Source organism: Streptomyces sp. JLYT201, from assembly GCF_059448825.1.
Map to the genome: position 1 here is coordinate 9,055,142 of NZ_CM182551.1, position 14,930 is coordinate 9,070,071.

The window sequence follows — 14,930 nt, forward strand, 5'->3', positions numbered from 1 at the left end:
GAGAAGCGAGAACACCCATGCCGGACAACGACAAGCTCCTCGAATACCTCAGGCGCGCCACCGCCGACCTGGGAGACGCCCGCCGCCGACTGCGCGAGGCGGAGGACGCCCGCCACGACCCCGTGGCCATCGTCTCCATGAGCTGCCGCTACCCCGGCGGCGCCGACACCCCCGAAGCCCTGTGGGACCTCGTCGACAGCGGCACCGACGCCATCACCGAGTGGCCCGCGGGGCGCGGCTGGGACACCGAGGCGCTCTACCACCCCGACCCCGACCACCCCGGCACCTCCTTCACGCGGCACGGCGGATTCCTGCACCGGGCCGGGGACTTCGACGCGGGCTTCTTCGGGATCTCGCCGCGCGAGGCCCTCGCCATGGACCCCCAGCAGCGCCTCGTCCTTGAGACCGCCTGGGAGGCCGTCGAGCGCGCCGCCATCGACCCGGACGCGCTGCGCGCCACCAGGACCGGCGTGTTCGTCGGCGCGATGCGCAACGACTACGGCAGCACCTCGCGGCACGTCCCCGAACTCCAGGGGCTCCTCGACACCGGCACGGCCGCCAGCGTCGTCTCCGGGCGCGTCGCCTACACCCTCGGCCTCGAAGGGCCCGCGCTCACCGTCGACACCGCCTGCTCCTCGTCCCTGGTGGCCGTGCACCTCGCGGTGCGCTCGCTGCGTTCGGGAGAGTGCTCCCTCGCCCTCGCGGGCGGCGTCGCCGTGATGGCGACGCCGGACGCGTTCGTCGCCTTCAGCCGCCAGCGCGCCCTGTCCGCCGACGGGCGCTGCAAGGCCTTCGCGGCCGCCGCCGACGGCACCGGCTGGTCCGAAGGCGTCGGCGTCCTCGTCCTGGAGCGCCTCGCCGACGCCCGCCGCAACGACCACCAGGTCCTCGCCGTCATCCGCGGCTCCGCCGTCAACCAGGACGGGGCCAGCAACGGCCTGACCGCGCCCAACGGTCCCGCGCAGGAGCGCGTCATCACCGACGCCCTCGCCGACGCCAGGATCGCCCCCGGCGACGTGGACGCCGTGGAGGCCCACGGCACCGGCACCCGCCTCGGCGACCCCATCGAGGCCCAGGCCCTGCTCGCCACGTACGGCAAGCACCGGCCCGCCGAACGGCCGCTGTGGATCGGCTCGTTGAAGTCGAACATCGGCCACACCTCCGGCGCCGCCGGTGTCGGCGGCGTCATCAAGACGGTCATGGCGCTGCGCCACGGGCGGCTGCCCCGCACCCTCCACGTCGACGAGCCGACGCCGTTCGTCGACTGGTCGGAGGGTGCCGTACGGGTCCTGGCCGAGCCCCGCCCCTGGGAGGCGCCGGGGCGCCCGCGCCGGGCCGGGGTGTCGGCCTTCGGCGTGAGCGGCACGAACGCGCACCTAGTCCTGGAGGAGGACACCCCGCAGGACCTCACCGACCCGGCGCCGGAGGCCACCGCGCCCGAGCCCGCCGCGGGCCCGCTGCCCTGGGTGCTCTCCGCCCGCGACGAGGACGCCCTGCGGGCCCAGGCCACGCGCCTGCTTGCGCACATCGAGGAAACCGGCACCGGCGAGGACACCGACACCGGCATCGGCACCGGCGAGAACACCACGGCCGGTGCGATCGGCCGGGCCCTGGCCACCACCCGTACCGCCTTCGAGCACCGCGCCGCCGTCGTCGCCGACGACCGGGCGGGCTTCGTCGACGGCCTGACCGCGCTCGCCTCCGGCGGCGCCGCACCGCACCTCGTCCGGGGCACCACGGGACCCGACGGCAAGACCGCGTTCGTCTTCCCCGGACAGGGCTCCCAGTGGCCCGGCATGGCGGTGGGGCTCCTGGACGCGGAGCCGGTGTTCGCCGCGCGCGCCGCCGCGTGCGAGCGGGCCCTCGCCCCGTACGTGGACTGGTCGTTGGAGTCCGTGCTGCGCGGCGCCGACGGCGCGCCGTCCCTGGACCGCGTCGACGTGGTCCAGCCCGCCCTGTTCGCGGTGATGGTGTCCCTGGCGGAGCTGTGGCGGTCGTACGGCATCGAGCCGGACGCCGTGGTCGGGCACTCCCAGGGCGAGATCGCGGCCGCCTGCGTCGCGGGCGCGCTGTCCCTGGACGACGCGGCCAAGGTCGTCGCCCTGCGCAGCCGGGCCCTCGCGGACCTGGCCGGGCGCGGCGGCATGGCGTCCGTGCCGCTGCCCGCCGCGGACCTCGGCCCGCACCTGGAGCCCTGGGGCGACCGGCTGTCCGTCGCGGCCGTCAACGGGCCCGCGACCACGGTCCTGTCGGGCGACCCCGAGGCCGTCCAGGGCGTCGTCGCCGCCCTCGTCGCCCAGGACGTGCGGGCCCGCGTCATCCCCGTCGACTACGCCTCGCACTCCGCCCACGTCGAGGAGATCGAGGAGCGCCTCCTGACCGCGCTCGCGGACCTCGCGCCCCGCCCCGCCGACGTGCCCTTCTACTCCACCGTCGACGCCGCCTGGCTGGACGGCGAAGCCGCCCTCGACGCCGCGTACTGGTACCGCAACCTGCGGCGGACCGTGTGTTTCGAAGAGGCCGTACGCGGCCTCCTCGACCAGGGCTACGCCCACTTCGTCGAGGCCAGCGCCCACCCGGTGCTCACCCTCGGCGTGGAGCAGACCGCCGAGGCCGCCGACCTGGAGCGGCCCGTCGCCGTGCTCGGCACCCTCCGCCGCGACGAGGGCGGCCGCGCGCGCTTCCTGCTCGCCCTCGCCCAGGCCCACACCCGGGGCCTGTCCCCGGACTGGTCCCGGGTGTTCGCCGGGCACACGGCCGCGACCGGCCTGCCCACCTACGCCTTCCGGCGCCGCCCGTACTGGCTGGAGCTGGAGTCCGCCCCCGCCCCCGCGGCCGCGCCGCCCGCCGACCCCGTGGCGGACCGCTTCTGGGAGGCCGTGCGCGCCGGTGACCTGCCGGAGCTGACCGCCACCCTCGGCGTCGGGCCCGAGGAGCCGCTCAGCGCCGTCCTGCCCGCGCTCGCCGCCTGGCGCGAACGGCGCGCCGCGCTCGCCACCGTCGAGTCCTGGCGCTACCGGCCCGACTGGCAGCCGCTGCCCGAGCCCGCCGCCGCCCGGCTCCGCGGCACCTGGCTCGTGCTGCTGCCCGCGCCGCTCGCCCTCGACCCGCAGCCCCTCGCCTGCGTCCGCGCCCTCCAGGACGCCGGGGCCACCGTGGTGTGCGCCGCCCTGGACGTGGCCGACCCCGAGCGGGGCCCGCTCCGCGACCGGCTCGCCGACGTCCTCCGCGACGCCCTCGCCGACGCCGGGGAGGCGCCCGCGGGGGTCCTGTCCCTGCTCGCCACCGACGAACGGCCGCACCCGCGCCACCCCGCCGTGTCCGTCGGCACCGCCCTGAGCCTCGCCCTCGTACAGGCCCTCGGCGACGCGGGCGTCGACGCGCCGCTGTGGTGGGCCACGCGCGGCGCCGTCGCCGTCGGCCCCGCCGACCCGCCCGTGCGGCCCGCGCAGCACGCGGTCTGGGGCCTCGGCCGGTGTGCCGCCCTGGAGCACCCGCGCCGCTGGGGCGGGCTCGTCGACCTGCCGCCCGAGCTCGACGCCCGCGCCGCGTCCCGGCTGTGCGCGGTGCTCGCCGCGCCCGGCGACGAGGACCAGCTCGCCGTGCGCGGCACGGGAGTCCACGGCCGCAGGCTCGTCCGGGCCCCGCTCGGCGGCGCCGCGCCCCGCCGCGCCTGGACCCCGCGCGGCACCACGCTGATCACCGGCGGCACCGGCGGCCTCGGCGCGTACATCGCCCGCTGGCTCGCCCGCGAGGGCGCCGAACACCTCGTCCTGATCAGCCGCCGCGGCGTCGACGCCCCCGGCGCGGCCGAACTCGCCGCCGAGCTGACGGAGTTGGGTGCCCGCACCACCGTCGTCGCGTGCGACATCACCGACCGGGACGCCCTCGCCGCCCTCGTCGCGGGCCTGGTGGCCGACGGCTGCGAGATCCGGTCGGTGCTGCACGCCGCCGCCGGGGGCTCCCTCGTGGCGCTCGACGACACGGACGCGGGCGAGTTCGCCGACACGCTGCACGCCAAGGCCCTCGGCGCGGACCACCTGGACGCCCTGTTCGACCGGGACACGCTCGACGCCTTCGTGCTGTTCTCCTCCATCTCCGGCGTCTGGGGCAGCGCGATCCACGGTGCCTACGCCGCCGCCAACGCCCACCTGGACGCGCTCGCCGAGAACCGCAGAGCCCGGGGCCTGGCCGCCACCTCCGTGGTGTGGGGCATCTGGAGCCCCGAGGACGGCGGCGGCATGGCCGCGAACCTCGCCGAGGACCAACTCCGCGCCCAGGGCGTGCTCTTCATGCCGCCCGCCACCTGCGTCACCGCCCTGAAGCAGGTGCTCGACCACGACGAGACCCTCGTCCTGGTCGCCGACATCGACTGGGACCGCTTCGCCACCGTCTTCACCACCAGCAGGCCCAGCCCCCTCATCGGCACCGTCCCCGAGGCCCGCGCCGCCCTCGCACCGGACCCCTCCGCCAGCGACACCGCCGAGGACCCGTCCGGCGGCCTGCGCGCCCTGCTGCGCGACCTGACCGGACCCGAGCGCGAACGCGCCCTGTCCGACCTGGTGCTCACCGAGGCCGCCGCCGTGCTCGGCCACGACGCGCCCGAGGCGATCGCGCCCGAACGCGCCTTCCGCGACCTCGGCTTCGACTCGCTGACCGCCGTGGAGATGCGCAACCGGCTCGCCGCGGCCACCGGTCTGCGCCTGCCCGTCACCCTCGTCTTCGACTACTCGTCGCCCGGCGCGCTCGCCCGTCACCTGCGCGCCGAACTCCTCGGCGACCGGGCCCCGGCGGCCACCGCGCCGGTGGTGCGCGCCGCCCCGGCCGACGACGACCCGATCGTCATCGTCTCCATGAGCTGCCGCTACCCGGGCGGCGTCGACACCCCCGACGAGCTGTGGCAGCTCGTCGCCGAGGGCCGCGACGCGGTCGCCGGACTCCCCGCCGACCGGGGCTGGGACCTCGACGCGCTCTACGACGCCGACCCCGACCGGCCCGGCACCAGCTACGCGGCGGCGGGCGGCTTCGTCTACGACGCGGGCCGCTTCGACGCGGACTTCTTCGGCATCTCGCCGCGCGAGGCCCTCGCCATGGACCCGCAGCAGCGCCTGCTCCTGGAGACCTCCTGGGAGGCCCTGGAGCGCGCCGGGATCGACCCGCACACCCTGCGCGGCAGCCGCACCGGCGTCTTCGCGGGCGCCGCCTACCAGGGCTACGGCGGCAGCATGGACGACGTACCGGAAGAGCTGGAGGGCCTCTTCGTCGCGGGCATCTCCACGAGCGTCCTGTCCGGCCGCGTCGCCTACACGCTCGGCCTCGAAGGGCCCGCCGTGACCGTCGACACGGCCTGCTCCTCCTCCCTCGTCGCCGTCCACACCGCCGCGCAGGCCCTGCGCAACGGCGACTGCTCGCTCGCCCTCGCGGGCGGCGCCACCGTCATCGGCTCCCCGCTCACCTTCACCGGCTTCAGCCGCCAGCGGGGCCTCGCCGCCGACGGCCGCTGCAAGTCCTTCGCGGCCGCCGCCGACGGCTTCGGCATGGCCGAGGGCGTCGGCCTGCTCCTCCTGGAGCGCCTGTCCGACGCCCGCCGCCACGGCCATCCGGTCCTCGCCGTCCTGCGCGGCTCGGCCGTCAACCAGGACGGCGCGAGCAACGGCCTCACCGCCCCCAGCGGCCTGGCCCAGCAGCGCGTGATCACCGAGGCGCTCGCCGACGCGGGCCTGTCCGCCGCCGACGTCGACGCCGTGGAGGCCCACGGCACCGGCACCACCCTCGGCGACCCCATCGAGGCCGACGCGCTGCTCGCCACCTACGGCCAGGAGCGCGAAAAGCCCCTGCTCCTGGGCTCGTTGAAGTCCAACATCGGGCACAGTCAGGCCGCCGCCGGAGTCGCGGGCATCATGAAGATGGTCCTCGCCCTGCACCACGAGGTGCTCCCCGCGACCCTGCACGTCGACGCGCCGTCCCCCAACGTCGACTGGTCCGCGGGCGCCGTCTCGCTGCTCACCGAAGCCGCGCCCTGGCCCGCGAACGGCCACCCCCGGCGCGCCGGAATCTCCTCCTTCGGACTCAGCGGCACCAACGCCCACGTCGTCGTCGAGCAGCCGCCCGCCGACGAGGAACCGGCCGGGACCGAAGGCGAGCGCCCCGACACGGCCGTGCCGTGGGTGCTCTCCGCGCGCAGCCCCGAAGCCCTGCACGAGCAGGCCGTACGCTTGCGCGCCCACGTGGCGGCCCGGCCCGGCCTGCGCCCCGCCGACGTCGGACACTCCCTGGCCACCACGCGCGCCGCCTTCGAGCACCGCGCCGCCGCCGTCGGGCGCGACCGGGACACCCTCCTCGCCGCGCTCGACACCCTGATCGACGGCCGCACCGGACCCGGAGCCGTGCGCGGCACCGCCGCCCAGGACCGGCGCGCCGTGTTCGTCTTCCCCGGCCAGGGCTCGCAGTGGCCGGGGATGGCGCGTGAACTCCTGGACGGTTCGCCGGAGTTCGCCGCGCGGATCGCCGCGTGTGCCGAGGCGCTGGCCCCGCACACGGACTGGTCGTTGCTGGACGTCCTGCGGGAGGTTCCTGAGGCGCCGTCGCTGGAGCGCGTCGACGTGGTGCAGCCGGTCCTGTTCGCCGTCATGGTGTCGCTGGCCGAGGTGTGGCGTTCGTACGGTGTCGAGCCCGCGGCCGTGGTGGGGCACTCCCAGGGCGAGATCGCCGCGGCCTGCGTGGCCGGGGCGCTCACCCTGGAGGACGCCGCCCGCGTGGTGGCCCTGCGCAGCAAGGCCCTGCGCGCGCTCACCGGCCGCGGCGGCATGCTGTACATCCCGCTGCCCCCGGAGCGCGTCGAGGCCCGACTCGCGCCCTGGACGGACCGGTTGAGCGTCGCCGCCGTCAACGGGCCCACCACGGTGACCGTCTCGGGCGACCCCGACGCCCTGGGCGAGCTGCACGCCGCGCTCGCCGACGACGGCGTGCTGTGCTGGCCGCTGCCCGGCGTCGACTTCGCCGGGCACTCGCCGCAGGTCGAGGAGATCCACGACGAACTGCGCACCCTGCTCGCCGGGATCGCCCCGCGCCCGTCCCGCGTGCCCTTCTACTCCACCGTCACCGGCGCCGCCCTCGACACCACCGCCCTGGACGCCGCGTACTGGTACCGCAACCTGCGCGAGCCCGTCGACTTCCACCGGGCCCTGGGCGCCCTGATCGCCGACGGACACCGCCTGTTCGTCGAGACCAGCACCCACCCCGCCCTCACCGTCTGGCTCCAGGAGGCCCTGGAGGCCGCGGGCGGCAGCGGCGGTGCCGTCGGCACCCTGCACCGGGGCGAGGGCGGGCGGGACCGCGTGCTCGCCTCGCTCGCCGAACTCCACGTCCTGGGCCACCCCGTGGACTGGGACGCCGTCTTCGACGGCACCGGAGCCCGCCGCGTCGACCTGCCCACCTACGCGTTCCAGCGGCGCCACTACTGGATGCGGCCCGCACCCCGGGACGCCGCCACCGCCTCCGCCGGCACGGACCCCGTCGACCGGGGCTTCTGGGACGCCGTGGCCGGGCAGGACCCCGACGCCCTCGCCCGGCACCTGCGCATCGAGGACGACGACGTACGCGCGGCCATGAGCACCGTCGTGCCCGCGCTCTCCCGGTGGCTGCACGGCCGCCGGGGCCGGACCACCCTCGACTCCTGGCGCCACCGCGTCACCTGGAAGCCCCTGCCCCAGGAGCGCACGGCGGACCTCGGCGGCACCTGGTGGGTGGCCGTGCCCGAGGCCGCCGCCGCGGACCCGGCCGTCGCCGCCTGCGTCCAGACCCTGTGTGAGCGCGGCGCGCACCCCGTCGTCGTGGAACTCGGCGCGGACGACGCCGGGGAGACCGGACGCGGCCCGCTCGCCGGGCGCCTGCGCGCCCTCGCCCAGGAGTTCCCGGCCGACGGCGTCCTGTCCCTGCTCGCTCTCGCCGACGCCCCGTACGCCGACGGCACCGCCCTGCCCGTCGGCCTCGCGCTCACCACCGTGCTGCTCCAGGCGCTCGGCGACGCCGAGGTGAGGGCACCGCTGTGGTGCGCGACCCGCGGGGCCGTCGCCGTGGGCCGCTCCGACCGCCTCGACGCGCCCCTGGGCGCCCTGCACTGGGGCCTCGGCGGGGTGGCCGCCGTCGAGCACCCCGAGCGCTGGGGCGGCCTCGTCGATCTGCCCGAGCGCCTCGACGCACGGGCCCGCGCCCGGCTCGCCGCGGTCCTCGCGGCCCCGGACGGCGAGGACCAGCTCGCGATCCGCGCCTCCGGCGTGTTCGGCCGCCGCCTCGCCCACGCCGCGCCCAGGGCCGAGCCCGAAGGGCCCGGCTGGACGCCCGACGGCACCGTCCTGATCACCGGCGGCACCGGCGGCCTCGGCGCCCAGCTCGCCCGCAGGCTCGCCCGGAGCGGCACCGCGCATCTGCTCCTGACCGGCCGCCGCGGCCCGGACGCCCCGGGCGCCGCCGCGCTGGCCACCGAACTCACCGCCCTGGGCGCCGAGTTCACCATCGCGGCCTGCGACGCCGCCGACCGCGACGACCTCGCCGCGCTCCTCGGCGCCGTCCCGGCCGAACGCCCGCTGCGCGCCGTGTTCCACGCCGCGGGCGTCCTGGACGACGGCGTCCTCGACACGCTCACCCCCGAGCGCGCCGCCGGGGTCCTGCGCCCCAAGGCGGACGCCGCGCTCCACCTCCACGCACTCACCCGGGACGCGGACCTGACGGCCTTCGTGCTCTTCTCCTCCCTCGCCGGCACCCTCGGCGGCACCGGACAGGGCAGCTACGCCGCCGCCAACGCCTTCCTCGACGCCCTCGCGCAGTCACGCCGCGACCACGGCCTGCCCGCCACCTCCGTGGCCTGGGGCCTGTGGGGCGGCGACAGCCTGGCCGCGGGCGCCACCGGCGAACGCCTGGTCCGCAACGGCCTGCCCGCCATGGACCCCGAACTCGCCGTCGAGGCCCTCTGGCAGGCCCTGGCCGACGACGAGACCCGGCTGATCGTCGCCGACTTCGCCTGGGACCGCTTCGTACGCGCCTACACCGCGCTGCGGCCCAGCGCCCTGATCGCCGACCTGCCCGAGGCGCGCGGCGCCCTCGCCGAGCGCGCCGCCGCACCGGGCGCCGCGGAGAACGCCCTCGTGGCACGGCTCGCCGGCCTCGGCGATGCCGAACGCACCCAGGAACTCGCGGACCTGGTGCGCGCCCTGGCAGCCGACGTGCTCGGGCACGACGACCCCACCGCGATCGCACCGGAGCGCGCCTTCAAGGACCTCGGCTTCGACTCGCTGACCGCCGTGGAGCTGCGCAACCGCGTCGCCGAGGCCACCGGCCTGCGCCTGCCCGTCACGCTCGTCTTCGACCGGCCCACCACCACCGCGCTCGTCGACCACCTGCGCGAGGAACTGCTCGGCACGGCGACGCCCGCGCCCACGACGGCCCCCGCACCCGCCGCGGCGGCCGCGACCGACGACGACCCCGTCGCGATCGTCGCCATGAGCTGCCGCTTCCCCGGCGGCGTGCGCACCCCCGAGGACTTCTGGCGGCTCCTCGCCGACGGCACCGACGCCATCTCCGCGTTCCCCGCCGACCGCGGCTGGGACCTGGAGGGCCTCTACGACCCGGACCCGGAGAAGGTCGGCCGCACCTACGCCCGCGAGGGCGGATTCCTCTACGACGCCGACCACTTCGACCCCGCCTTCTTCGGCATCTCGCCGCGCGAGGCCCTCGCCGTCGACCCCCAGCAGCGGCTCCTCCTGGAGACCGCCTGGGAGGCCTTCGAGCGGGCGGGCATCGACCCGCGGACCCTCAAGGGCAGCGACGGCGGCGTCTTCGTCGGCTCCAGCTACCGCGACTACGGCTCCCGGGTCACCGAGCCGTCCGAGGAGTTCGAGGGCTACCTCGGCATCGGCAGCGCGGGCAGCGTGGCCTCCGGGCGCATCGCGTACACCTTCGGCCTGGAGGGACCGGCCGTGACCGTGGACACGGCCTGCTCCTCCTCGCTGGTCGCCGTCCACATGGCGGCGCAGGCGCTGCGCTCCGGCGAGTGCTCCCTCGCGCTCGCGGGCGGCGTCACGGTGATGGCCACGCCCGGTGCGTTCGTCGAGTTCTCCCGCCAGCGCGGGCTCGCCGCCGACGGCCGCTGCAAGCCGTTCGCGGCAGCCGCCGACGGCACCGCCTGGGCCGAGGGCGCGGGCATGGTGCTCCTGGAGCGCCTGTCCGACGCCCGCCGCCACGGCCACCCCGTGCTCGCCCTGGTCCGCGGCTCGGCCGTCAACCAGGACGGCGCCAGCAACGGCCTCACCGCCCCCAACGGCCCCTCCCAGCAGCGCGTCATCCGCCAGGCCCTCGCGGGCGCGGGCCTCGCCCCCGGCGACGTGGACGCCGTCGAGGCCCACGGCACCGGCACCCGCCTCGGCGACCCCATCGAGGCCCAGGCCCTGCTCGCCACGTACGGACAGGAGCGCGAAACACCGCTGTACCTGGGCTCGTTGAAGTCCAACATCGGCCACGCCCAGGCCGCCGCGGGCATCGCGGGCATCATCAAGATGGTCCTGGCCATGCGGCACGGCGCGCTCCCCGCCACCCTCCACGTGGACGAGCCGACGCCCTACGTGGACTGGTCCGCGGGCCGTGTACGCGTGGTCACCGAGCACACCGCCTGGCCCGAGGGGGACCGCCCGCGCCGCGCCGGCGTGTCGTCCTTCGGCGTGAGCGGGACCAACGCGCACACCATCCTGGAGCACGTCCCCGACCCCGCGCCGCCCGTCGCGGCGCCACCGTCGGGCCGCCGTCTGCCCTGGCTGCTCTCCGCCCGCGGCGAGGACGCCCTGCGCGCCCAGGCCCGGCGCCTGCTCGACCGTGTCAGCGCCGCGCCGGAGCAGCACCCCGACGCCGTCGGCAAGGCCCTCGCCACCGGCCGCACCGCCTTCGAGCACCGGGCCGTCCTCGTCGCCGCCGACCGCGAAGGCCTCCTGGCCGCGCTGACCGCGCTCGCCGACGGCACTCCCTCGACGGACGTCGTCCAAGGCGCCACCGGCCGGGCGGGCAGGACCGCCTTCCTCTTCCCCGGGCAGGGCAGCCAGCGCCTGCGCATGGGCACGGAACTGTACGAGCGCTTCGAGGCGTTCGCCGACGCCTTCGACGCGGTGTGCGCGGAACTCGACCCGCTCCTCGACCGCCCGCTGCGCGACGTGATCGCCGCGCCGGAGGGCAGCGCGGACGCGGCCCTGCTCCACACCACGGCCTACACCCAGCCCGCCCTGTTCGCCGTCGGCGTCGCCCTGCACCGGCTCCTGGAGTCGTTCGGGGTGCGCCCCGACCTCGTCACCGGGCACTCCGTGGGACAGCTCGCCGCCGCGCACGTCGCCGGGGTGCTCGCGCTGCCGGACGCCGCCGCCCTCGTGGCCGCGCGCGGCCGCCTGATGCAGGCCATGCCCGGCGGCGGCGCGATGGTCTCCCTCACCGTCCCCGAACCGGACCTGCTGCCCCGCCTCGCGGGCCGCGAGGGCGAGATCGCGGTGGCCGCCGTCAACGGGCCCGCCGCCACCGTCCTGTCCGGCGACGCGGCGGCCGTCGAGGAGATCGCCGCCCACTGGCGGGAGAAGGGCCACAAGACCCGGCGCCTCACCGTCAGCCACGCCTTCCACTCCCCGCACATGGACGGCATGCTGGACGACTTCCGCGCCGTCGCCGAACAGATCACCTACCACGAGCCGCGCATCCCCGTCGTCTCCGACCTGACCGGCACTGTCGCCACCGCCGACGAGCTGCGCGACCCCGGCCACTGGGTCCGCCACGTCCGCTCCACCGTCCGCTTCCTCGACGCCGTACGGACCCTGGAGGCCGAAGGCGCCACCGCGTACGTGGAACTCGGCCCCGACGGCTCCCTGACCGCGCTCGGCCAGGAGTGCCTGACCGGCCCCGCCGACGGCATCGCCGCGGTGCCGCTGCTGCGCAAGGACGCGCCGGAGGAGGCCGCGTTCACCGCGGCGCTGGCCCACCTGCACGTCCACGGCGTGCGCGTCGACTGGGCGCCGCTGTTCGCGCGGGTCCCGGCCGGGCACGTCGAGCTGCCCACGTACGCCTTCCAGCGCGCCCGCTACTGGCTCCCGCCCACCCCGCCCACCGGCGACATGCCCGCCGCGGGGCTGCTTCCCGCCGGACACCCGCTGCTCGGCGCGGGCGCCCCGCTCGCCGACACCGGCGGCCACCTCTTCACCGGCCGCCTCTCCGTGGCCGACCACCCCTGGCTCGCCGACCACGCCGTCCTCGGCGGTGCGCTGTTCCCCGCCACGGCCTTCCTCGAACTCGCCGTCCACGCGGGCGACGAGCTGGGCTGCGCCGAGGTCGACGAACTCACCCTGGAAGCGCCCCTGACCCTGCCGGAGCGGGGCGCTGTCACCCTCCAGCTCACCGTCCAGGCCCCCGACGCGGGCGGCGGCCGCGTCTTCGCCTTCCACGCCAGGCCCGCACACGCCGCGCCGGACGAGCCCTGGACCCGGCACGCCACGGGCCGCCTGAGCCCGGGCGGGCCCACACCGCCCGAGGACCTCACGGCCTGGCCGCCCGCCGGAGCCGAACCCCTCGACGTCGACGGCCTCTACGCCCGCCTCGCCGACGGCGGCTTCGCCTACGGCCCCGCCTTCCAGGGCCTGCGCGCCGCCTGGCGCCTGGGCGACGCCGTCTACGCCGAGGCCCGCCTCCCCGAGGCGCAGGCACCCGACGCCGGACGCTACGGCCTCCACCCCGCGCTCCTCGACAGCGTGCTGCACTCGCTGGCCTTCGGCGTCCTCGAAGGCAGCGACCAGGGCTGGCTGCCGTTCTCCTGGAGCGGGGTACGGCTGCACGCCGCGGGCGCGACCGCGCTGCGCCTGCGCATGACACCGGCCGGGCGCGACGCCGTCGCGTGGACGGTGGCCGACCCCACGGGCGCCCCGGTCGCCTCGGCCCGCTCCCTGGTGCTCAGGCCCGTGACGGCCGACCGCATCCAGGAGTCCCGCGCCGGCACCCACGAGGACATGTTCCGCCTGGAGTGGCCCGCCCTCGCGGTGGCCGGCACCGCCCCCGCGTCCTGCGCCGTGCTCGGCACCGCCCTGCCCGGCCTCCCGCCCGCCCACGCGGACCTCGCCGCCCTGGGAGCGGCGATCGAGGCGGGCACCGAGGTACCGGCCCTCGTCGTGACCGCGCTGCCGCCGACGACCGGGGAGCTCGCCGCGTCCGTCCACCGGCTCACCGAACGCGTCCTGGAACTGGTGCGGGCCTGGCTCGCCGACGAGCGGTACGCGGGCGCCAGGCTGGCCCTCGTCACCACCGGGGCCGTGCCCGTCGGCCCCGACGACGACGTGACCGACCCCGCGCAGGCCGCCGTCTGGGGCCTGGTCCGCTCCGCGCAGACCGAGAACCCCGACCGGTTCGTCCTGCTCGACACGGACGGCGCACCGGCCTCGGACGCCGCCCTCGCCGCGGTGCTCGCCACGGCGCTCGGCACGGGGGAGCCCCAACTCGCCCTGCGCGCCGGGCAGCCGCACACCGCGCGCCTCGCCCGGGTGCCCGGCTCCACACCCACCCGCGCACCCGGCTGGGACCCCGAGGGCACCGTCCTGATCACCGGCGGCACCGGCTCCATCGGCGCCCTGATCGCCCGTCACCTCGCGGGCGAGCACGGCGTACGGCACCTGCTGCTCACCAGCCGCAGCGGACCCGCCGCCGACGGCGCGGACGCGCTCCGCGCCGAACTTGCCGCCCTCGGCGCCGACGCCGAGATCGTCGCCTGCGACGCCGCCGACCGGGAGGCCCTGGCGAAGGTCCTGGGCGCCCTGGAGCACCCGCTGCGCGGCGTCGTGCACACCGCGGGCGTCATCGACGACGGCGTCGTCGCCGACATGACCCCGCACCAGCTCCACCGGGTGCTGCGCCCCAAGGTGGACGCCGTCGTCCACCTGCACGAGCTGACCGCGGACCTCGACCTGTCCGCGTTCGTCGTCTTCTCCTCCATCGCCGGTGTCTTCGGCGGCATGGGCCAGGCCAACTACGCCGCGGCCAATGCCTTCCTGGACGCCCTCGCCCACCGGCGCCGCGCCCGGGGCCTGCCCGCCGCCTCGCTCGGCTGGGGCCTGTGGGCCACCGGCGGCGGCATGACCGGACACCTCGGCGAGGCCGACCTCGCCCGCATCGCCCGCGGCGGCATCGTCGCCTTCACCCCTGCCGACGGCGTCGCCCTCTTCGACACGGCCACCGGCCTCGACGCGCCCGCGCTGCTGCCCCTGCGCCTGGACACCGGGGCGCTGGCGGCCCAGGCCGCCGCCGGTGGCGTGCCGGCCTTCCTGCGCGGCCTCGTCCGCACCCCGGCGCGCCGGGGTGCGGCGGGCGTCGGGCCGGGGCCCGACGCCGCGGACGCCCTGCGCGGACGCCTGGCGGGACTGCCCCCGGCGCAGCGCGCCCGGGTCCTCGTCGACGTGGTCCGCACCCACGCCGCCCTGGTCCTCGGCTTCCCCGACCCGGCGGCCCTCAGCACCGAACAGCCCCTGCTCGACCTCGGCTTCGACTCGCTGACCGCAGTGGAGCTGCGCAACCGGCTGCGCGCCGCCACCGGCCTGCACCTGCCCGCGACCCTGCTCTTCGACCACCCGACGGCCGCCGCGGTGGCCCGCCACCTGGCCGACGAGATCGCCCCCGAGGACGGCACGGCCGGGACCGGCCCCGCCGCCCTCGCCGAACTCGAACGCCTGGAGGCCGCGGTCCGCGACGGCATGCCCGACGACGGCGCCCGCACCGCCCTCACGGCCCGCCTCCAGGACCTCCTGGAGACGCTCCGCCCCGGCACCGGACCGGACGCGGACGCCGTGGAGGACCGCATGGGCTCCACCGACGACGACCTCTTCGCCTTCATCGACAACGAACTCGGCAGGCCATGACGGCACCCCGCC

Annotated in this window: 1 protein-coding gene; it reads left to right on the top strand. The window is 77.2% G+C overall.

Translation table 11 applies throughout. The features are described 5' to 3' along the window. Window positions 1-17 precede the first annotated feature (17 nt). Complete coding sequence (locus AC5WAM_RS38210; protein ID WP_495520425.1) at window positions 18-14,918, top strand: type I polyketide synthase; 14,901 nt, start codon at window positions 18-20, stop codon at window positions 14,916-14,918. The last annotated feature ends 12 nt before the right edge of the window (window positions 14,919-14,930 follow it).

What these genes read in the sequence shown, in the direction of transcription:
- AC5WAM_RS38210 (WP_495520425.1), top strand. Translation starts at nt 18, where the DNA reads ATGCCGGACAACGACAAGCTCCTCGAATACCTCAGGCGCGCCACCGCC.